The sequence below is a fragment of the Vibrio sp. YYF0003 genome (assembly GCF_036350715.1).
Taxonomy (GTDB): domain Bacteria; phylum Pseudomonadota; class Gammaproteobacteria; order Enterobacterales; family Vibrionaceae; genus Vibrio; species Vibrio natriegens.
Genome location: NZ_JAZDWA010000006.1, coordinates 118,710 through 140,375, shown reverse-complemented (window position 1 = coordinate 140,375; position 21,666 = coordinate 118,710). Strand labels below are relative to the sequence as shown.

The window sequence follows — 21,666 nt, the reverse complement described above, 5'->3', positions numbered from 1 at the left end:
AATTAACTAGCTAACCAAATTCTTGCTAATATTCCCATCGGCGTGGAAATACCCGTTGTAATAGAGATTATCTCACCATTTCTTAAAACATAAATGGTGGGGGTAACAACGACTTTCCAATCTTGCATAATTTTACTTTTAGGATCATTGATATTATTGAATCGATAATCTTTAGACATCATAAACTGTTTCACCCGCTCCTCATTTCCTGAAGAACCAGAAACCCCAATTACCGAGTAGTGATCACTTATCCAGTTCATACTTGGGCTAACAAATTTACATGCCGGACACCATGTCGCCCAAAAATAGACGACCACGGGTTCTTCATGACTTTTCTCGATGACATCAACATATTGACCACTGCTCATGAACGCGCTCAACGCTGGCGCGTTTTGTTTGGGTATATCTTTGGTGCGGTACCAATCCATACCAACTGAAACGACGATAACAATGATCACAATTTGTAGGAGTTGGCGTAGCCAATGTTGCCATGATTTACGACGGCTTTTAGAGCTCATTAACTGTTTCCCCCACTCGCTTGTTTGATCGCACTGACGACAACATCCTCTGTAAGAATGACGGGCAAGGGGATGCCTTGGGGTGCTGCTGGCCCATAGACGATATTAAAAGGGACGCCGTAACGCCCATATAGACGTAGGAAATCCGTTACGGAACTTTCAGGGTGAGTCCAGTCGCCCTTCAATGTCGCGACACTTGGGCTTTGTAATAACGAATACACCGGATCTTGCCAGATCACCCCGATCTTGTTCGCTTTACAAGTGATACACCAATCTGCAGTGACGTCCACAAATACGACTCTTCCATTTGCAACATGAGAGTCAATCGCTGTGTTTGACAACCTCTGCCATGCAAGGTCTTGTGGGAGTGGTGTCGCCCACTTGCTGGCAGTAAAGCTAGCAAGAAGCAACCCACCAGCAATCAAAAATACTGAGGCGGAACCCGTTATCGCCAGCATTTTTTCGCCGTAAACGGTTTTAACCCTCGCCATGATAAAAATAAACCCGACCAAGCCAGCCAGAATGACCCAGAACAACGGTAAGTGATTAGCAATCAAGGTCAGCAACCAAATACTGGTTGCCAGCATCATCACACCAAAACCAACTTTAACCACGTTCATCCACTTACCTGGCTTTGGCAATTTAAGCGCAATACTCGGAAAGACAGCGACCAGAATCCACGGCAACGCCATACCGATTGCCAACGCAGTAAAGACGGCAAATAACGTAAACACACCAGCCCCAAGCGCGAAGGCCACCGCCGTCCCCAAAAATGGCGCAGAACATGGTGTCGCAAGTAAAGTCGCAAACATACCCTGAACATAGTGGCCAATAAGAGTGTTATTGCCTTGGGAAGCCAGCCACGTATTCGTGCCAGATGAAAGGCGAATTTGAAATAGCCCAAGCATATTGGCGCCAAAAAGCCCAGTAACCAGCAACATCAAGCCAAGAAACCAAACGCTCTGGAACTGTACGCCCCACCCGATCGCACTGCCTGTCATTTTAAGCGCAGTGATAAAACCCGCCAGAATCCAGAACGACGTCAAAATTCCGAACGAAGAAGCGACGAACTGTGCGCGAATCTGACGACGTTCAACCCCGTGAGCAGTGACGATACTACTCAGCTTCATCCCAAGCACAGGAAGAACACAAGGCATGATATTAAGAATCAGACCACCAAGCAGAGCAAAAACAAATACGCTTGTTAAAGACGTATCTGGTAACGCATCTACGATCGCTGCAGCTTTCGCTTGGCTAACCTCTTCCGCTAATAAGTTATCGTCCTTGATTGAAACAAACAGCGGCTGGTTATTAAGGTCAACCTCTCCCAGCCAGGTATTCACTTTATAACTAGCCGTCAGGACATTGCCTTGCAAATAAGTTCCTTTTAACTTGAAGCTGTAATCTCGCGTGGAGTCATCAACACCATCTACCAATACCTGCGGATGATTCCAACCTTGGGTATTTATCAGCTTTACCTGCAGTATCGATTGATTGGCATCCCAATCTGCCTGCGTGACTTCAATAAATGGCGAAGGTTGCGGAACATTACTCAGTGCTTGTGCATAACGAAACATCACCTCTTCATCAACCTGTAAATCTAAAGGCAGAAACGTCAGTTGAATTGGATAGTCCGTCAAAACACAAATCGTGGTGCAGGAAGACAACGTTAATACCGCATCAATAGCAACGGGTTTGCTCATGTCTTCGATATGCAGCGTGATCGGAAATAATGTGTCGCCCTTGTAGCCCTGCGTCTCTATGCCCAGTAGTTCGAACTTTTGTGGGTAGGGCCAAAGCCAATCGACCTTGGTCAAATTGTTCGACGCTTTCCAGTCAATTGATGGGGCAACACCACCTTCACCCGGTGAGCGCCAATAGGTTTTCCAATCTCCCGATAGCTTTACATCCAAATAGCCAGTGACCGTTTTGGCTTGAGGATCTTGCAAGCCGGTCAGTACAAAGCGTGTTTGTACCGGTGGATGTTGAGGGTTGCTCATCCAACCCGTGTCGGGTGTCTGAGCGGGAAGTTGGAGAGAAAACAAACTTAACAGTAACGTTGTCATGAATATCAACGCGACTCGAGTCATTTTAGTCATATGGTTCATAGTGATTCCTGATAAAAAACAAGTGTAGAAGTTCGCTGGCTACATAAGCCAGAAGTCACTTGTCATTCACGGAAAACACAAAATGTAAGATGAACCCGATGTTTATAAGGTATTGGTTCGGTCCATTGCCTTAACTGTGCAAATACACCACGTCGACAGACCGCCACCAATGTAATGCCCACAAACAAAATAACAATGAACAGCCCGAGATGGTGTTTAGCAAACTGAATGAGCTTATCAGACAATTCACACTTGTTGGCACTTTTTGACTTAGTATCATGAACCTTTTCTTCGGCGACCGAAGCGCTCGCAACCGTCTCTCCGTTCATGGAACACGACGATACAAAGCCGGAGTTTTGCATCAGGCACACGACAATGACCCAGCCAATGATAGCCAGGAGCCACTTCGCCTGCTTCTGCGGCGCGCGATGTCGTGAACCCAATAAGATCATAAAAAATCGAATAAAGAAGAAACGCTGAGAATAATACGCGAGTCGGGTGAAAGCTCAAGTCAAACCGAATCAGCTCTATATACGATGAGATAAATCTCAACTTTGCATCGGCTGCATCGACCACAGTGTGATCCGGTTTGACTACAGAACGCCGACATCCGTATCACTTAGTGAAGTGAGTCAGATATGTACTTTTAGTATCAACCTTTACCTAACGTTCTCGTTCTGTAAGGTTTCGCGTTCTTTTCGATAAACTGAAAAATTAAATCTGCGACATCTTTTTTTGTTGCCGTTTCAATGCCTTCAAGTCCTGGTGAAGAGTTAACTTCCATCACAACAGGCCCGCGTTCCGCTCTTAGAATATCGACACCACACACTTTAAGCCCCATCACTTTAGCCGCAGCGATCGCAGTAGCACGTTCTTCTTTAGACAGTTTGACTAACGTTGCTGAACCACCCCGGTGTAGATTTGAGCGAAACTCACCTTCTGCGCCTTGTCGTTTCATTGCAGCGACAACCCTCTCACCGATAACGAAACAGCGAATATCAGCGCCACCCGCTTCTTTGATAAATTCTTGTATCAGGATATCGGCTTTTAGCCCCATGAATGCTTCAACGATAGCCTCTGCAGATTTTGCGGTATCCGCTAATACAACGCCAATACCTTGCGTCCCCTCTAAAAGTTTAATCACACATGGTGCGCCACCAACGTTTCTGATTAAATCTTTCACATTGTCTGGTCGGTTAGCAAACCCTGTACGTGGTAATCCAATACCCTTTCTTGAGAGAAGCTGCATAGAGCGTAATTTATCTCGTGAACGACTGATAGCGACGGATTCATTGACACTAAAACTACCCGTCATCTCAAACTGCCTGACTACTGATGTTCCGTAAAACGAAATGCTCGCACCAATTCGTGGAATAATCGCGTCGTAATGCGGTAATTGCTCACCTTTGAACCTCACTGCAGGTTTGCTGCTGGTGATATCCATGTAGCAGTGTAACGTGTCAATAACGTCTACTTCATGGCCGCGAGCCTCTCCTGCCTCTTTTAATCTGCGCGTGGAGTAAAGGTTCTTATTCCTTGATAAAATAGCGATTTTCACTTTTACATCCTTCTTCTTGTAGAAATTGATGATTTAAAGTCGACTCCAATAAACCTATGGTTAAACACCTTTTGAACTTTCCAAGACTGTGTACAATCAGCATAACCGACGTACAAATTTAAAAGGTTATATAAACAATAGCCCACCCACAGGAGCATACAACGTCGCAGATCAACCTGAGTTAGAAGATCTCATGCCAAATGTACCGCAATCACTACCCTTACGTGATATTCCGATCTATTTATTTACAAAAATCATTGAAAATTAAGTGATAAGCCAACGCCCACATCTTTTACGCTAGAGTATTTAGATAACTTAATTTTGTATTCCAGATTGGTGCAATGGCATGGATGTATAGCGTTGATTTTCTGATTTTTAAAATAATCCAGAGTCCCTTCCGATTGTATTGGACTTGGCTGAATCAAGTGAAAGCCACCGATAACATCTATGATTCGATTATCGCCACAAACTTTTTTTGAATACTCAATAATATTACAAATACCGGAATGGGAGCAGCCCGTTAAAATCACTAAGCCTTCAGGCGATTTATATACTAACGCCGAGTCATCTTTCACATAGTCATCGCCCAGAGAGCCATCTCGTTCACACCTTCCTACCGGGTCGATATTCTCAAAGTCATTCGTTCTTTCGATTTCTCCTAAAAAAACGATGTTGTCGGTTATCCAGAATGGCTCTTTGGATATTTTAGTACCAAAATATCTACCTATTCTCGTTTCATCTAAGATAGAGCCGATGTCATCGCCTGAATACTCTTTATATGCAAAGGCATCTGGATGGGCGACAACTATTGGATTTACGTAGCTTTTCCCCTCAGCTTTCGCCTCAGAGTAATGCTTAACAAGTGGAACCAAACCTCCGGTATGATCATTGTGCCCATGTGAAATTACAACGTAATCTATATCCATTAGTGACTCAGCCATTTTCTTTGCATTTTGAATAAACACGTCTGAATAACCTACATCAAATAATATTTTTATATTCTCATCAGTAATCAGATAAGACACGGCTGGTTCGGCTAAAAAATAACGATCAATTATTGTGTTGTTATCAACTAATACTTTTAATTCCATTATTTTCCCTAGCTTTAAAATTATTTCTTAAAGTAAAACGTTTTTCATGTCTGGCGGTGGGCTCGATACGACTTTCCAATGGATACATGAGAAGAACTGACACACTAAAACGCCGCGTGTAGGGAATCAAGACAATGCTGTACACTGGAATCTTAGAGACGCGCCAAGATGCTGAAATATAACACCAAACTTCAAACTCTGAAGCCAGATGAACCGCCACTAAACGCAAACCAAAATTAAAAATGCGAGTCGCCTAAAAGAATTAAGTGCAAACCACTCTATTTCACTATTTTAAAAATGAGGAAAAGGAGAAAAACTTCGATATTGAATACTCGCCGTTATTAAAGCGCCTTTCTGTGTAGAAGACATCGGCACCAAACAAGCTTTGCTCAAGAATTGCTCGAGAGTTAGAAACAGTAGAAAGTGGAATGACAACAGATGCTAAACACATAGGTCGAACGTGTGAAGTAACTATAGAAGCGTTCTGGCTGGTGATTCTGAATCAGCTAGAACGCTCTCTAATTTAGCAACTCAAAATCGTCAGTATCTCAACACCGTTTGATTGCGACCATTGTGTTTAGCTTGATACAGTGCATCGTCAGCATTTTTAAGCACTGCGTTGATTGGCTCATTCGTTCCATCCCAACGGGATATACCAACCGAAATCGTTACATTTCCAACGGTGTCAAATTCGTGAGATTCAATCGATTTTCTTACTCGCTCTGCGACCATAAATGCCTGATCCAGATCGGTTTTGGTCAAAAAGACAATAAATTCTTCCCCGCCAGAGCGACACACGACGTCGCCCTTTCTCGCTTGGTCCTGAATCAAACTCGCAACACTCTTTAATAACGCATCTCCCGCATCATGGCCGAAGGTATCATTAACTTTTTTAAAGTAATCAACGTCCAGGGCCAGGACAGAAAATGGCGTATTTTGCTCACGCAGACTTTCTACCGCCTTGTCTAATCCTCTACGATTCAATAACCCCGTCATCGCATCCGTTAAAGTGTCCAGATGAAGCTGATCAATGGTGTTAGATACAATATTCATTGCACTTAGAAAACTGCGTTTCAGATAACTCGCTTCAAAATACCATGGCTTAATCTGTGTAAAATCGTTGTCACTCGAAGTATGGTTCTCGAAGTTCTTTACAGCACTGGCTAACTGCCACAATGGCTTGGATATAAAAACGGAAGATACCCAAATAAGCAACAGTGTGAGCGCGCCAATAGGCAATGTCTCAAGAAACACGGTCCACATTTGGTCATCGAGTACGGATAAGGTGAGATTTTTAGGCTTCTGTGCGACGATCCCCCACCCGGATTGATTTACTGGCGCATAACCGGCGAGCATTTCGATTCCCAGAGAATTTACAATGTCCTGCTGCCCTTTTTGGCCCTCAACAACCGCATTGATTGCATCATTGTTGGTGATTTTTTGTCCGATCCTGCGTTTGTCTGGATGGTAAATCAGCGTGTGATTTTGGTCGACAACATACAGGTAAGACCCATCTTTGTAGCTATGTTGTCCCAATAAAGTATTCAGTATGTTTTTTTGTTCTAAATAGATGGTGCCCGCTACATAGCCCAGATACTCCCCACCTCCAGAGAAAATAGGATATGACATACTGGTTAGATAGTTCCCTGCCGGAGAGACAAACGGGTCTGTAATTTTTGGCGCTTGCGAGTGCAGGGATTGCAAGAAACGCTTACCGCTTAGACGCATGCCTTTTATTTGTAGGGTTTCTGGAGAAACAGAAACGATCACCCCTTCGGCATTGACGATGAGCACAGAGTTAAAGTAATCGGTTTGGGTTCTTAAGCGATTAACTTCTTCTTCCAGGACATCAGGATCAGCCATTTTCGTGCGGAGGGTATTTGCACTGTATTCAAGCTGAGACATTGCAGAATCAATAAAAGCATCCGTCATCTCCGCCATTTTCTCAGCGTAAACACGGTTGGATTCCATTGTATTGCTGATAATCAGATTATGTTGCACTCGATAGATTGAGTAAAAAGCATTAAGCAATGTGACTACAACGCTGAACACACATAGGATTAGGATTAACTTTCTTAAATTCAATTTGTCCCACATCTGCCAACTCTCAACCACGCTTTTTAATACTGTTTTGGGTAATCTAAACGTTCAAGGCAAGCACTGCAACTGATAAACACAAAAGAATCAATACCTTAATTTTTGTAATGAATACTCAAACGAGTGAATATCCTTATAAAAGATTAGCGCTGACCAGATTTATTCATGCAATTGCTCATAGCGACTAAACTCACTTTAGAATTATTAATCTTCCATGACTATGTAATTTCCGGTCTGTTATTTGCTTTTATTCTTATTACTGTCATGAGATAGATGCATGCTTATGCAATAAATAAAGAATAAAACTAATCAAAACAGGAACATCAAATCTCGCCGGTTTTTTCTTTGAATATCTAAAGTTGCTGCTAGGGATAAAAGTGAAGTACGGCCGGGAAGTGAGTTCAAAAGCAAGAGGATGGATCCCCGCTATGAGTAAATTAACCGAAGGGTACGACAGTGGAGAGTACTTTGACGAGCTGATCGACAGCGCAGGTAAATACAGAGACTCTTCATGCAGACTGCTGAGCTATATCGATAGCTTACCCCCAGAAGAGCTTGATAAACGTAAGCTGGCGGCGGAAGCTACAATTCAGGAAATGGGTATCAGCTTTACTGTCTATACCGAAGAAGGCAACATCGACCGCGCTTGGCCATTTGATATTATTCCCAGAACAATAGATGCAAAAGACTGGGAAACTGCAGAGAAAGGACTCAAGCAGCGCCTTACCGCACTAAACCGCTTTATCGACGATCTTTATCACGACCAGAACTGTATTAAAGACGGCATTATCCCTGCTCATATCATTAAAGAATCGAAAAATTTTCGTCCTGAGTGTGTCGGTGTCTCGCCCCCTTTTGGTGTATGGGCGCATATTTGTGGCACCGATTTGGTGCGTGCCGAAGATGGACAGTTTTATGTGCTGGAAGATAACCTCCGTGTCCCTTCAGGCGTTTCTTATATGTTGGAAAACCGAGCCGTCACGAAAAGGGTATTACCAGAGCTGTTTGAAAATGACAATATCAGAAAAGTGGACTCCTACCCTTCTCAGCTTCTGGATACGCTACAAGCGCTCTCACCAAGAGATATTCCGCGACCAGAAATCGTCGTTTTAACCCCTGGCATCTACAATTCCGCCTATTTTGAACACGCTTTTCTCGCTCAGCAGATGGGCGCAGAGTTAGTCGAAGGCGGAGACCTCTATGTAGGTAAAGACGACTGCGTCTACATGAAAACCATCTACGGCCCTGAACGCGTGGATGTGATCTATCGCCGCATCGACGACATGTTTTTAGATCCTGAAGCATTCGCCCCAGACTCTATGCTTGGTGTTCCTGGACTGATGCGAGCATGGAAGCAAGGCAACGTAGCGCTAGCAAACGCACCTGGTGCTGGTGTCGCAGATGATAAAGTGGTGTACGCCTATGTGCCGCAACTTATCAAATACTATCTGGATGAAGAGCCTATCCTGCCTAATGTCAAAACCTTCTTATGTGAAGATAAAGATGACAGAGAATACGTGCTGAAAAACTTAGATAAGCTCGTAGTAAAACCAGCCAATGAATCTGGCGGCTATGGCATGTTAGTCGGCCCTCATTCCAGCAAAAAAGAACAGGACGTGTTCGCCGAACTTATTAAGAACAACCCTCGCAACTATATCGCCCAACCGACTCTTAAGCTATCCACTGCGCCGACACTGATAGAAAAAGGAAAACTGGAGCCGAGACACTTGGATCTACGTCCGTTTATTCTTCAAAGCAAGAAAACCTATGTGACCGCTGGTGGCCTTACCCGGGTCGCAATGAAAAAAGGCTCTCTGGTGGTGAATTCCTCTCAGGGTGGTGGCAGTAAAGATACCTGGATCGTAAAAACAGAAGGAGATAAGTGATGCTATCAAGAGTTGCTGAACGACTGTTCTGGAGTGCCCGTTACCTGGAACGCGTTGAAAATATTGTCCGTCTGATCAGTGTTTACGATGAGCTATTGTTTGATTTACCAAAGGATGTACGTATTTCATGGTACAACCTGATTGAGATAAGTGGCAGTGCCCACGAGTTTAATAAAAAGTACAAAGATAAGAACGAAAGAAACGTAGTGCGCTTTCTTCTCGCCAGTGAGGATAACCCATGCTCGATGTTATCTTCACTGAAAATGGTACGTGAAAATATCCGAACAACCCGAGATGTCGTCCCCGAGGAGATGTGGGAGCTGATTAATGAGCTGGACATCTATGCTCGCAAGAATCTACAAAAAGGAATAAATCGGGGTGAGCGCTATGACTATCTAAACAATGTGCTTGAAGGCTGCCGAAAGATCATTGGTTTGCTCAGTAACGCCATGAGCCGAGATGCCGCATGGAGCTTTATTATTATGGGACGTTATCTCGAGCGGGCGGATATGAATACGCGCATTCTGGATTCCGCCGTCAGCTTAAAGATAAAAGCCCTGCCGGAAGAAGAGGTCTTGCTGGAACAGATTATCTGGCCGAAGGTGCTCAAGTCGCAAAGCGCTTACCAGAACTACCTGAGATCCATGCGCTGCGGTATTGATGGCGTCAATACCACAACCTTCTTACTTACTGACGAAGATTTTCCTCGCTCACAAGCATTCTGCCTGAAGCAGATCAAAAGCGCGGCAATGTATCTGCCAAGACACGAAGAGATCATCCTGCACATAGAACAGTTGTTGGATACCACCTACAGCATCGAACACAACGAAAGTATCTGTCAGGCGTTCAGTGACTACCTTAACGATATTCAGTTGGCATTGATTAGCCTGCAAGCAGAGATTGGTGAAACTTGGTTCCACTTTGATCACGGAGAAGCGGCATGACCATACGTGTAGCTATTCAGCACAAAACCTCGTATAAGTTCGACCGCGACGTGAAGGTATCACCTCACCTACTGAGGTTGAGACCGGCCCCTCACTCACGTACTCATATCCATGGCTACTCACTTAAAGTAGAGCCGGAAGAACACTTTATTAACTGGCAGCAGGACCCGTTTGGCAACTATCAGGCCAGATTGGTCTTCCCGGAGAAGATGCGCGAACTGAAGTTTGAGGTCGAAGTTATCGCCGATATGACGGTGATTAATCCTTTCGACTTCTTTATCGAAGAGTACGCTGAGAACTTTCCGTTCAAATACGACGATCTCCTACAGGAGGAACTTGCACCTTACCTATCGGTGACTGAATCGAGTAAAGAACTCGAAAAATGGCTGGCAGATGTCGACCGCAGCAAAAAGCGCATCGTCGATTTTCTGGTAGAGCTAAACAGTAAGTTGGCTGGACAGATAGAGTACGGCATTCGTATGGAACCGGGCGTACAAACCTGTCAGGAAACGCTAACCCTGAAAAAAGGCTCCTGCCGTGATACCTCTTGGTTGCTGGTTCAGATCCTTCGCAGCCTTGGGCTGGCTGCACGATTTGCTTCTGGTTATCTGGTTCAGTTGACTTCTGATATTAAATCTTTAGATGGGCCATCCGGGCCGGAGGAGGACTTCACTGACCTGCACGCCTGGTGTGAAGTTTATCTGCCTGGCGCAGGCTGGATTGGCCTTGACCCGACCAGCGGTTTGTTTGCCGGAGAAGGACATATTCCCCTTGCCTGTACCGCTGATCCTGTCTCGGCCGCCCCTATTACTGGTGCGACCGACGAATGCGAATGCGAATTTGAATACAGCAATACGGTGATTCGAATTCATGAAGACCCGCGAGTAACCAAACCTTACACGGATGATGAGTGGGAAAACATCAAAGCGCTCGGTTGCGCTGTGGACGAGCAGTTGGATGAGATGGACGTGCGCCTGACCATGGGTGGTGAACCAACCTTTGTCTCGATTGATGATATGGACTCGGCGCAATGGAACACCAAAGCGTTAGGTGCGGATAAGCTCAAACTGGCAAAAGATCTGCTCATCAGCCTGAAGGACAAGTTCAACACCCACGCACTGTTGCACTACGGTCAAGGTAAGTGGTATCCCGGCGAAGAGTTACCACGTTGGGCGCTCGGCTGCTTTTGGCGTACCGATGGTGAAGCACTGTGGCACGATCCGTCTTTGCTGGCACGTGTGGACAAAGATTACCAACATACGATTGAGGATGCCGAGCGTTTCGGGCAGTTGCTTTGTGAACGGTTGGGCATCCATAACCAATATTTGCAACCGGCCTATGAAGACTCGCTTTACTATCTCTGGCTAGAGCGTTCCTTGCCAGAGTCAGCGAATCCGAAAAAAGCCAAGCTGAGCGATGATTTGGAAAGACGTCGTCTGGCAAAGCTACTAGGACGAGGCTTAGAAAGCATCAGCGGCTACGTGCTTCCGGTTTCATTTGACCCACAAGGCTGGCAGAGCTCGCTATGGCCAATGCGAAGTGACGTGATCACGCTTATCCCCGGAGACAGTCCAATGGGATACAGGCTTCCGCTGGATTCTCTGCCGCAGGTCAGCGAAGAGGAAATCCCGCCGGAACGTGATCCGTTTGAAGCCAGAGAGGCATTGCCTGTCTATTCGTTAACGGAGAATGTCGCGCAACGCCAGCAATCTCAACAACCTCCTCTCAAAGACAAGGAAAGTAGCAAAAAGACGGTTGATGTTATCCGTACTTCAATTTGTGTCGAGCCGAGAGATGGCCGACTACATCTGTTTCTACCACCAGTGACACATCTGGAGCATTATGTTGAGCTCATCTACCAAATAGAAGCGACGGCAAGCGCGCTCTCCATTCCGGTTGTCATTGAAGGTTACGAGCCACCGAAAGATTACCGTTTGCAGAAATTCCTTATCACACCCGATCCGGGCGTGATCGAGGTGAATATTCACCCTGCAAAAAACTGGCAAGAGTTGGTGGCGAATACCGAAACGCTCTATGAACAAGCGCACCAATGCCGACTTGGGACAGAGAAGTTTATGCTGGATGGCCGTCATACCGGTACTGGCGGTGGCAACCACATTACGCTTGGCGGTCTGACCCCTGCAGACAGCCCTCTATTGAGAAAACCAGATCTGTTGAGAAGTCTGGTTAACTACTGGCAACACCATCCGGGATTGTCTTACCTCTTCTCCGGCATGTTTATTGGCCCGACAAGTCAGGCTCCACGCCCGGATGAAGGAAGAGACGAAGCCCTGTACGAAATGGAGATAGCCTTCCAGAACTTCCCGGATGGACTGGTCGATCAGCCTTGGCTGGCCGACAGACTGATGAGAAACCTTCTCGTGGACGTGACGGGGAACACCCACCGATCCGAGTTTTGTATCGATAAGTTATATGCGGCAGGTACCAGCAGCGGCAGACAAGGACTACTGGAATTCCGTGGTTTTGAAATGCCACCGCACGCCAGAATGGCATTGGTACAAACGCTATTACTGCGCTGTTTAGTTGCACGCTTTTGGAAAGATCCTTACCACAAGCCTTTGATACGTTGGGGAACTACCCTGCACGATAAGTTCATGATGCCCTATTACGTCTGGCAGGATATCAAAGAGGTGGTGGACGATCTTCAACAACACGGGTTCCCGTTTAAATTGGAGTGGCTTGCACCATTTGAAGAATTCCGCTTCCCTCATTATGGAAGGCAACAGATAGATGGCATTGAAATCGAACTGCGTTGGGCAATCGAGCCTTGGCATGTTCTCGGTGAGGAAGTCACGCAGACTGGCACCAGCCGATTTGTCGACTCGTCGGTGGAGCGTCTGCAAGTTCGCCTGACGGGAATGACGGAAAGCCGTTATGTACTAACGTGTAACGGCCGTCGGATACCATTGAGACCGACGGGCAGACAAGGCGAATTCGTGGCAGCCGTGCGATACAGAGCCTGGGCTCCGCCTTCAGCGCTACACCCAACACTGGGAATAGATTCTCCACTGGTGTTCGATTTGATCGACAGCTGGAACGGTGTCTCGATTGGCGGCTGTACGTACCATGTCAGCCACCCCGGGGGAAGAAGCTATGAAACCTTCCCAGTCAACGGAAACGAAGCTGAGGCTCGGAGGGTGAATCGTTTCTGGGATCACGGATTTACTCAGGGAACGTTTAACCCGCCACCGGAGTTCAACGCTCTGCGCAAATTCTATGAAAACAAGACTGCGCCGCGCCCAATGGCACCACCCAAAGAGGAAATCTGCCACGAATATCCAAACACTTTGGATCTTCGCAAACGCAGTCGACGTATTGGATGAGATCATCGCGAAAATTGAATCGTATAAACTCTACTCAGCTGGTTGTCTTTTCCGAGTGGTATATACTAGGCAATAACTCACAAGGTAGTAGCAAAAAATAGTATGAGTCAATTCGTTTCAGACTTCGCTGGGGCGGGAGAAACCCCGCCCTTGATTGGTCCTTATCAGGCATCCAAAAAGGCCTACGATGAGGCGTATGATGACATCAAGCAAACCAGACTACACTGGCTGCCTCTCTTTACGCATTTAGAGAAACTGGAAGATGGTAATCTGGAAGATTTACAAAAGCGTGCTCAGAGAATTCTGAGAGACGACGGTGCGACTTATGATCTTAAAAACGATCCACTTTCGCCTACAGTTTGGTCTCTGGACGTGCTGCCTAATATCATCGCTCAGAGCGAATGGAAAGATACAGAACAAGGTCTGGCACAACGCTCAGAGTTATTTGATCGGATATTAAAAGATATCTATGGCGAACAACGCCTTATCAAAGATGGTGTGATACCGGCAGAGATTATTTTTTCTCACCCTGGCTTTTTACGCCAGTGTTTTGGGATTGACATTCCAGGACTGAAAAACCTTATCTTTCATTCCATCGATTTAGTACGTGACTCAGACGGCTCTTACGTCGTCATCAGTGACAGAACTCAAGCGCCTTCAGGTGCGGGTTATGCGTTGGAAAACCGAACCGTCATCTCACGAGTACTCCCATCCGTATTTCGTCATAGTAATGTGAGACGTCTTTCCAGTTTCTTCCAGACCATGAGAAACACTCTTAACCAGCTTGCTGCACATAAAACCGACGAGCCTAGAGTTGTTCTTTTAACACCGGGATCATCAAGTAGCACCTATTTTGAACACACCTATTTAGCCAACTATTTAGGATACCCGCTGGTGCAAGCTGGCGATTTAACGGTAAGAGGCGGAAAAGTTTGGCTCAAGTCCCTCTCTGGTTTAACGCCAGTTGATGTCATTCTGCGCCGTACGGACGACAACGACTGCGACCAGTCAGAGCTGCGACCTGACTCTCTTTTTGGTATTCCTGGACTGTTAGAAGCGGCACGCAGCGGCAATGTGGTATTAGCCAACCCGCTGGGAAGCGCAGTTCTTGAATCTCCGGTACTGATGGCGTTTCTTCCGAAGATATGTGAATACTTGCTGGGTGAGCCTTTGAAACTCCATAGCGTTGATACTTACTGGTGCGGTATTGACGGAACCATAGAGTTTGTTGAACAAAACCTCGAAAACCTGATTATCAAGCCTTCATATCGTAAAGCTCGCAGCCAGACAATTTACGGCCACTGCTTATCGGCAGAAGAAAAGATAAAAACGCTGGAGATGATTAAGGCTAATCCAAAACAGTATGTAGCGCAGACTTATATCCCCGGCTCTACGGTGCCTGTTTGTTCCGGCTCAAAAATAAAAAACCGACATAGCCTGTTGAAAGCCTTTACTGTCGCTGACGGTGACCGATACTGCGTGATGCCAGGTGCATTAAGTCGGGTGACTCAATCCGATGACGACTACATCGTTACCAGTTTATCTGGTGCTCGCAGTAAGGATACCTGGGTAACTGCCAACAAGCCTGATCTGACTCATCAGTCCCTGCTAGACGAGCCTGGTTTTCACGTTGCTCAGCACGGGAATGTACCAAGCCGCGTCGTCGAAAACTTCTTCTGGTTTGGACGCTATGCGGAACGCGCTGAGTTAAGCATTCGCCTGATGCGAGTGTTATTTAAGCAGCTGAATGGTATCGAAGAGCTCTCACCTCAAGCAAGGACGACCCTTTTAAAGGCGATCTCTCTACAGACAAATTGCCTGCCGGGATTTGTTGAGGGGAATGCCGAACTTCTGGAAAATCCAGATACCGAACTGGCCGACTTGGTGGTGAATGGCAAACGAATTGGCAGTATAAAATCCAACTTACTGGCCATGCTTTCTTGCAGTGATAATGTGCGGGATCGCCTGTCTGCCGACACCCGAATAGTACTGAACAAGCTACGTGACCACCTTAACGAGCTGGATAGAGCCTACACCAGTGGCCTGCCGGAAGCGCCAGAAGAATCACTGGATAACTTGATGACCATGCTGCTAGCACTGTCGGGGCTGAGCAACGACAGCATGCTTAGAGGAGAAGACTGGATATTTCAGCAGATTGGCCAGCGTACCGAAAGGGCAATTCAGACCGCAAAACTGTTCCAGTCAACGCTAAGCATCAAGCTAGAAAGTTTGTCGCAGCAACAAGTGCTGGAGTCGGTACTCCTCAGCATGGAAGCGCTCATTTCTTTCAGAAGACGCTATCGCACCCGAGCTCGTGTGGCGTTTGGCTTGGATCTGCTAATGGTTGATCCTTCGAACCCGCGCTCATTGGTCTACCAGACCGAAAAGCTGAAAGAGTTCCTGGATATGCTACCGGATAACCATGCCTTTATTCCCGGCGGACTCACCAGCGAAACCAGGCTGATCCTACTCACGCTGAACGATATTCAACTTACGGATCTCGAACAACTCGCTAAGGCGAATCCAAATAACCAAACCAGAGAAGATTTTGGTGCTCTGATGGATAAGATAATCGGCCAATTAGAGCAATTTACTTCACTGATAAGCGACAAATACTTTGATCACACAGCTGGACCGCAGCAGTTGATAAAACCCAAATGGAAATTGAATGTATGAGATATAAAGTCCAGCATAAAACGACCTACTCCTACAGTTCGCCTGTGACTCTGTGCTACAACATGGCTCATCTGTTGCCGAGGGACACCGACAATCAGCGCTGCTTTAACCGAAAGATTAGAGTGACACCAAGGCCGTTGTACCAAAACGAAGGCCAGGATTATTTTGGTAACGAAACGTTTTACTTCTCTATTCAAGAGCCACATAAGGAACTCACCATTGATGTCACCAGCTTTTTAGAGGTAAAGCCTCACAACTGGGCCGACATCATCGAGAACCATCAGCTTACCTGCGGTGAACTTCGAAGTATCATGGCTAATGCTGAAAGTGCGGACATCAGGTTAGCGCAGGAATTTTGCCTCGACTCACTACAAATCAAACGCTCCGAAAATTTAAGGCAATATGCGCAAGAATTGTTTAGTGACAATCAGCCCGTGTTAAAAGCCGCCTTGGCATTTACCCATAAAATCTTTACCGAGTTTACTTTTGATCCAACCGCAACCGACGTAACAACGCCAACCGAACAGGTTCTTAAAGAGAAACGGGGCGTGTGTCAGGATTATGCCCAATTGGCGATAGGCTGCCTGCGATCTGTTGGCCTAGCGGCACGCTATATGAGTGGTTATATAGAGACTCTGCCGCCTCCAGGTCAGGAAAAGCTCGTCGGTGCTGATGCTTCTCACGCCTGGTTTGCGATTTTTGTACCGGATCTTGGCTGGGTGGAATTTGACCCGACTAACGACCTCATCGCTAACGATCAACATATTGTTACTGGCTGGGGACGCGACTACGCTGATGTGCCACCCTTGCAGGGAGTCGTGTTTGATGGTGGTGAAACTCACAACCTGAGTGTTTCAGTGGATGTGGCTAGAGTATAAATCTGAAGTTCTTAAAATCAGATTACTCAAGCGCTAATTTACCGTAAATGTACGCCAGCTCTGCGACCGTTTTGGCGGAGAATTTTTTCAACAAACTGGCTCGATGTACCTCGACGGTTCTCATCGCAATACACAGTTCATCTGCGATACGGATATTGCGCTTACCTTCGATGATTAAACGTAAAATATCCCTCTCTCGCGGCGTTAGAGACTCATACGCCAACTTTGCTCCAGCCATATCGAAACTTGCTGCCGACTGCACCTGCCCCTGTAAAATGGCTTGCGCCAGTGCATCACCTTTGACGGGTTTTTGGAAGAAGTTCACCGCCCCTGACTGCAATGCATCCACCGCCATCGGTACATCACCATGACCAGTCAGATAAATCACCGCAAGTGGGCTATTGGCATCGTTAAGTATTTGATGCACTTGCTGACCACGAAGATTGGGCATTCGGCTATCGAGAATCACACAACCCGCCTGATGAATGTCTACTTCATCCAGAAAAGACTGTCCGTCTGCAAAAGTCATGACGTGGAAGTCATGTTCCTCCAACATAAAAGCCAGCGAATCACGCACCGATTCATCATCGTCAACGACATAAACAGGTAACTGTTTTTCAGTACTACTCATGAATGCTCCTAGTACAGGTTAGTCTTGATATGGAAACACAAGCTCGACCAAACAACCGTGTGGCGTGGTCGATTGAATAAGAAACTCGCCACCGTGCAATTCCATCACGTCACGACAAATCGCCAAACCTAACCCAAGTCCTTCTTCCTTTGTGCTCACAAATGCTTGAGTAGGGTTTTCTTGCTGTAACCCTGTCCCGTTATCCAATACACGAATGGAAAGCTGATGACCTTGGTAGTCACTGTGCAGGGCAATTTTACCTTGATAACCGGACGAGTGATATTTCTCCTTAAACAAAGCGCAAGCATCAATCGCGTTGTTGATCACATTAACCAAAACCTGTTGAACACCCACGGCATCGGCCAAGATGTGGCGAACCTCCCCTTCGCTACTGGTCACAACCGATACATTTTGCTTTTGCAGTCGGAAATGGAGCAACTCAACCGTGTCATCAATTAACGCTTGAATATCACAAGGCGCTTTATCAACGCTACGCTTGCGGATCAAAGTTCTTAGACGTTGAATAATCGCATCGGCTCTCTCTACTTGACCCTGTATTTTCTCAAAAACAGGAACAATATCTTCGTAAGGGCGCTTCTTAGCTAAACGCAGTAAACCGCCCTCACTGTAATTTCGAATCGCCGCCAATGGCTGGTTTAATTCGTGGGCGAGACTGCTGCCAATTTCTCCGACAATGGCAACTCTCTGCGAATGCTCCAACTGCTCGCTTTTCTCTTTCAGCCTCAGAGAAGTCTGCTCCAACGCCTGCTTGCTTTTACTAAAACGATATTCAAGCCAAAAGTGGTAAGCGTTCAACACAATCACAAAAATGAACAGCGCCCACGCCCATTCCTGATGGTTACGCAGCCAACGCAGTGCCTCCTGCCACCAAGGTTGCTGCAAGGGATGCAAATCTAAAGCTTGATAGAGTTTATCAATGCTCAACAAACTCACTGGTGACGTCCATCCCGATGCGCCAGCAGCAATAATCGCTGGATGTTCTGGCGGCATCGCAAGCAATACCTGAGCGACTTTTTTCGCCAGAAGAGAAGAGCCTCGCTCTGTTTTGGCAAATGACCAGTTGGGATAAAGCGGAGTCGACACCGCACAGGAGGAGTGTTCATGCGGCTGTTGATTTAAGACTCTGAAACCGCCTTGCTGTAACAGACCTTCATCTTGCATCTTCTCCAATAAACAGGCGGGCACCACAGCGGCTTCGACATTGCCGTCACGTAATTGATAGAGGTTGGCGTCAATAGGGAAGCCGAGAAAGCGAACATCAGCAAAAAAGTCATTCGGATCGAGTCCCATTTCTACTATTTGGTAGCGCAAGGTCAGGTATCCACCAAAGGCTTTTTCCTCCACTGCGGCCACTGGCAACCCAGACACCTCTTTTAATGTTTGATACGGAGAGTTTGCCCGTACCACCAGCGCTGACCCAATGCCATAGTTTGAGTTTTGTGGGGCGCGACTGGTCAAGGTCGCCATCCAGGAAAGCGCGTATTGTCTGCCTAATCGAACCGCTTGTCCGGGATTAGTTACGATGAAATCCATGGTCTGAAATTTCACCGCCTCTCCCATTTCATCTAAATTCAGAGGATGAAGAACAAAGTGAACTTCAGAAATTTGCTTATTTAACCAATCAATAGTCGGTTGCCACCTCTGCTCCGCATAAAGATGACCACGTATTGCCAAAACACCGACGTCAACTATCTGCTTAACCTCATTCTGCTTCATTTCATGCTGTTTAACGCCTTGTTGCTCTATTTGTACCGAAGGCGTTGCCTGAACCAAAGAGGAGAACACAGCCAAGAAAAGAATCCAAACCGGACACAGCAGCGATGTTTTTTTCATGATGAGGTCGAATATTCCCTAAGCAAATGATGGAACAAGAATAACAGCTACATTCCCTAAACCACATTTGTTTTAGATCAACTTTGATCTGGGTATGTGGAAATCCACTATATCGACCTCGCAGCACATTTCTCACAATGGAATCAGTCAGTTCAAATTCAACTAAGCAGGTGAGTTATGGATTCCACCAAACGTCGCTTTCTCAGCGCTGTCACAGCTGGTGCCGCGCTGATCCCAATTGCAGGTATTGGCACTGCCACGGCGGGTAATGTCATTCGAAATAACCACTCCCCCGACCGAAAAGGACACGTCGGTAAACGTTACGCCATGGTGATTGATTTACGCAAATGCGTCGGCTGCCAAGCTTGTACTGTAAGTTGCAGTATCGAAAACCAAGCGCCTATCGGACAGTTCCGCACCACGGTAAAACAATATGAGGTGACACTCGATGATGGTTCTACCGCCACTCAAGAGTCTAAAGCCTTTATGCTCCCTCGCCTTTGTAACCACTGTGACAACCCGCCCTGCGTGGCAGTTTGTCCCGTTCAGGCGACTTTTCAGCGCGAAGATGGGATCGTCATGGTGGATAACAGCCGCTGCGTCGCCTGCGCGTATTGTGTACAAGCTTGCCCTTACGACGCTCGTTTTATCAATGAAGACACACTTACTGCTGACAAATGCACCTTCTGCGCACATCGATTAGAAAAAGGGTTATTGCCAGCTTGCGTGGAAACCTGTGTTGGCGGGGCACGCGTGATTGGCGATTTGAATGACCCGTCAAGTGAAATACGCCGCTTAATTGCAGAACATCAAAACGACATCAAAGTGCTCAAGCCCAAACAAAGCACCAAACCGCACGTTTTTTATATCGGCATGGATGAACGCTTTACCGACCATATAGACGGACAACCAGCGATTTACGATCCACAAGGAGAACACGCATGAACATCACCGAAGTGTTAGTCCAACCTCAAGCGATGGCCTGGCTCCCGTGGGCAGTACAGTATTTCTTCTATATCGGTTCTGCTTATGCGGCAGCTATTCTGTTTTTGATAGCTTTACTGTTTGAACAATACACCAGCCACCGGCTGCGCGCTGCATTGGTACTAACCTTGGCCATAGGCGCTATCGTGGGACCGTTGGCGTTAACGGGCGATCTACACCAGCCGGGGCGCGCTTGGCATTTTTACGCGCATTTCACCCCGTGGTCGTGGATGTCTTTAGGCTCGCTGTTCCTGCCCGTATTTTCTGGTCTAGCTGTGATGACAGCCTGGCTGTACCTGCGTCAGGACCTGATCAATTTGCGTGAGCAACCGGGGAAAATACTGCCTTTATTGTCGAAGTTATCGTTTGGTGAGTGGCGAATCTCCCGTAAAGCCATGCTGATGATATCTATGATCACCGTGTTTTCTGGCTTAACCATCGCACTCTATACGGGTGCAGAAATCGCCGTCGTTCAGTCACGCTCTTTATGGCATCAACCTGCTTCGCCTATTCTTTGGTTCGTCACTGCATTTATGGGCGCAGTTGGTTTTGCTCTGCTGATCTGGCTACTACTACCAAACCACTCAAAAAGCCTATCCTCAGGCGATACCAATTTAATGAAAAAGTCTGTGTTAATAAGCGGAGGCTTAACCCTGATTCTCATGCCAATTTGGGCATCCAATAACTCGACATTCTCACTTTATTCAAGCGACCAATGGGTAGAAAACATTGCCCTGATCACCTTGATAATTTTAGGCAGTATGTTGCTCGCGTTCATTACGTTGAGAGACAGTAAAACGTCCACATCTTCTCACTTTCGTCGCATCTTTGGGTTGTCTTGCATGTCATTAACCTCACTTGCAAGCGCGTGGCTGGTTCGCTGGTTCACCATCATGGAAGTGCAGACCATCGCCAAATTCGATGCCGGTCTGTATCCGTACCAATTGACTATGAATGGAAATGGCTGGCTCGGCATTATTGGCATGTTCGGGTTGTGGCTAGCACTGGCCTTACTCGGCTCAGAACTGGTTCAGTCCAAACAAAACACCCATAGAAAAACGACTTCACTCACCTTAACCGAACGCTAATCAAAGAGG

At 46.5% G+C, this 21,666-nt stretch carries 15 protein-coding genes; 7 read left to right on the top strand and 8 right to left on the bottom strand.

The genetic code is table 11. The features are described 5' to 3' along the window. Window positions 1–2 precede the first annotated feature (2 nt). The 6 genes from V1U08_RS17425 to V1U08_RS17400 all read right to left on the bottom strand — a co-directional run bounded on the left by V1U08_RS17425 (window position 3) and on the right by V1U08_RS17400 (window position 7,372). Window positions 3–518, bottom strand: a complete 516-nt coding sequence (locus V1U08_RS17425; protein ID WP_330471100.1) for a protein disulfide oxidoreductase — start codon at window positions 516–518, stop codon at window positions 3–5. After that, window positions 518–2,626 (bottom strand): protein-disulfide reductase DsbD family protein, encoded by a 2,109-nt coding sequence (locus V1U08_RS17420; protein ID WP_330471099.1) that lies wholly within the window; start codon window positions 2,624–2,626, stop codon window positions 518–520. The genes V1U08_RS17425 and V1U08_RS17420 overlap by 1 nt, the downstream gene beginning before the upstream one ends. A gap of 62 nt (window positions 2,627–2,688) precedes the next feature. Next, window positions 2,689–3,078 carry a hypothetical protein gene (locus V1U08_RS17415; RefSeq protein ID WP_065297049.1) on the bottom strand — a complete coding sequence of 130 codons (390 nt, stop codon included), beginning with the start codon at window positions 3,076–3,078 and terminating at the stop codon, window positions 2,689–2,691. Window positions 3,079–3,278: 200 nt separating this feature from the next. Continuing rightward, the gene (rimK, locus tag V1U08_RS17410) at window positions 3,279–4,184 is read right to left on the bottom strand and encodes a 30S ribosomal protein S6--L-glutamate ligase (protein WP_020335591.1); all 906 of its coding nucleotides are present in this window, start codon (window positions 4,182–4,184) and stop codon (window positions 3,279–3,281) included. Between the two features lie 254 nt (window positions 4,185–4,438). After that, window positions 4,439–5,275: an MBL fold metallo-hydrolase gene (locus tag V1U08_RS17405; RefSeq protein ID WP_330471098.1), complete on the bottom strand. Its 837-nt coding sequence runs from the start codon at window positions 5,273–5,275 to the stop codon at window positions 4,439–4,441. 540 nt (window positions 5,276–5,815) lie between these two features. After that, window positions 5,816–7,372, bottom strand: a complete 1,557-nt coding sequence (locus V1U08_RS17400; RefSeq protein WP_330471097.1) for a sensor domain-containing diguanylate cyclase — start codon at window positions 7,370–7,372, stop codon at window positions 5,816–5,818. Between the two features lie 428 nt (window positions 7,373–7,800). On the opposite strand from V1U08_RS17400, the gene V1U08_RS17395 reads away from it, so the two are divergent. From V1U08_RS17395 to V1U08_RS17375, 5 genes are all read left to right on the top strand, one after another. Then, window positions 7,801–9,258: a circularly permuted type 2 ATP-grasp protein gene (locus tag V1U08_RS17395; protein ID WP_330471096.1), complete on the top strand. Its 1,458-nt coding sequence runs from the start codon at window positions 7,801–7,803 to the stop codon at window positions 9,256–9,258. Beyond that, entirely contained in the window at window positions 9,258–10,202 is a 945-nt protein-coding gene (locus V1U08_RS17390) for an alpha-E domain-containing protein (RefSeq protein WP_330471095.1), read from the top strand. The genes V1U08_RS17395 and V1U08_RS17390 overlap by 1 nt, the downstream gene beginning before the upstream one ends. Then, the gene (locus tag V1U08_RS17385) at window positions 10,199–13,546 is read left to right on the top strand and encodes a transglutaminase family protein (protein ID WP_330471094.1); all 3,348 of its coding nucleotides are present in this window, start codon (window positions 10,199–10,201) and stop codon (window positions 13,544–13,546) included. The genes V1U08_RS17390 and V1U08_RS17385 overlap by 4 nt, the downstream gene beginning before the upstream one ends. Before the next feature lie 102 nt (window positions 13,547–13,648). After that, complete coding sequence (locus tag V1U08_RS17380) at window positions 13,649–16,222, top strand: circularly permuted type 2 ATP-grasp protein (protein WP_330471093.1); 2,574 nt, start codon at window positions 13,649–13,651, stop codon at window positions 16,220–16,222. Beyond that, entirely contained in the window at window positions 16,219–17,100 is an 882-nt protein-coding gene (locus V1U08_RS17375) for a transglutaminase family protein (protein ID WP_020335600.1), read from the top strand. The genes V1U08_RS17380 and V1U08_RS17375 overlap by 4 nt, the downstream gene beginning before the upstream one ends. Before the next feature lie 22 nt (window positions 17,101–17,122). On the opposite strand, the gene V1U08_RS17370 is transcribed toward V1U08_RS17375, so the two are convergent. Beyond that, window positions 17,123–17,731 carry a response regulator transcription factor gene (locus V1U08_RS17370; protein ID WP_330471092.1) on the bottom strand — a complete coding sequence of 203 codons (609 nt, stop codon included), beginning with the start codon at window positions 17,729–17,731 and terminating at the stop codon, window positions 17,123–17,125. 18 nt (window positions 17,732–17,749) lie between these two features. Beyond that, the gene (locus V1U08_RS17365; RefSeq protein ID WP_330471091.1) at window positions 17,750–19,585 is read right to left on the bottom strand and encodes a sensor histidine kinase; all 1,836 of its coding nucleotides are present in this window, start codon (window positions 19,583–19,585) and stop codon (window positions 17,750–17,752) included. A gap of 177 nt (window positions 19,586–19,762) precedes the next feature. On the opposite strand from V1U08_RS17365, the gene dsrO reads away from it, so the two are divergent. Both dsrO and nrfD read left to right on the top strand, forming a co-directional pair. Next, a complete protein-coding gene (dsrO, locus tag V1U08_RS17360; RefSeq protein ID WP_330471090.1) occupies window positions 19,763–20,530 on the top strand; it encodes a sulfate reduction electron transfer complex DsrMKJOP subunit DsrO in 768 nt (255 codons plus the stop codon). Continuing rightward, window positions 20,527–21,657 carry an NrfD/PsrC family molybdoenzyme membrane anchor subunit gene (gene nrfD / locus V1U08_RS17355; protein WP_330471089.1) on the top strand — a complete coding sequence of 377 codons (1,131 nt, stop codon included), beginning with the start codon at window positions 20,527–20,529 and terminating at the stop codon, window positions 21,655–21,657. Before dsrO ends, nrfD begins: the two co-directional genes overlap by 4 nt. The last annotated feature ends 9 nt before the right edge of the window (window positions 21,658–21,666 follow it).

Bases quoted from the DNA above. Each gene is read 5' to 3' on its own strand.
- V1U08_RS17425 (WP_330471100.1), bottom strand. From the start codon at position 518: ATGAGCTCTAAAAGCCGTCGTAAATCATGGCAACATTGGCTACGCCAA.
- V1U08_RS17420 (WP_330471099.1), bottom strand. From the start codon at position 2,626: ATGAACCATATGACTAAAATGACTCGAGTCGCGTTGATATTCATGACA.
- V1U08_RS17415 (WP_065297049.1), bottom strand. From the start codon at position 3,078: ATGATCTTATTGGGTTCACGACATCGCGCGCCGCAGAAGCAGGCGAAG.
- V1U08_RS17405 (WP_330471098.1), bottom strand. From the start codon at position 5,275: ATGGAATTAAAAGTATTAGTTGATAACAACACAATAATTGATCGTTAT.
- V1U08_RS17400 (WP_330471097.1), bottom strand. From the start codon at position 7,372: ATGTGGGACAAATTGAATTTAAGAAAGTTAATCCTAATCCTATGTGTG.
- V1U08_RS17395 (WP_330471096.1), top strand. From the start codon at position 7,801: ATGAGTAAATTAACCGAAGGGTACGACAGTGGAGAGTACTTTGACGAG.
- V1U08_RS17390 (WP_330471095.1), top strand. From the start codon at position 9,258: ATGCTATCAAGAGTTGCTGAACGACTGTTCTGGAGTGCCCGTTACCTG.
- V1U08_RS17385 (WP_330471094.1), top strand. From the start codon at position 10,199: ATGACCATACGTGTAGCTATTCAGCACAAAACCTCGTATAAGTTCGAC.
- V1U08_RS17380 (WP_330471093.1), top strand. From the start codon at position 13,649: ATGAGTCAATTCGTTTCAGACTTCGCTGGGGCGGGAGAAACCCCGCCC.
- V1U08_RS17375 (WP_020335600.1), top strand. From the start codon at position 16,219: ATGAGATATAAAGTCCAGCATAAAACGACCTACTCCTACAGTTCGCCT.
- V1U08_RS17370 (WP_330471092.1), bottom strand. From the start codon at position 17,731: ATGAGTAGTACTGAAAAACAGTTACCTGTTTATGTCGTTGACGATGAT.
- V1U08_RS17365 (WP_330471091.1), bottom strand. From the start codon at position 19,585: ATGAAAAAAACATCGCTGCTGTGTCCGGTTTGGATTCTTTTCTTGGCT.
- dsrO (WP_330471090.1), top strand. From the start codon at position 19,763: ATGGATTCCACCAAACGTCGCTTTCTCAGCGCTGTCACAGCTGGTGCC.
- nrfD (WP_330471089.1), top strand. From the start codon at position 20,527: ATGAACATCACCGAAGTGTTAGTCCAACCTCAAGCGATGGCCTGGCTC.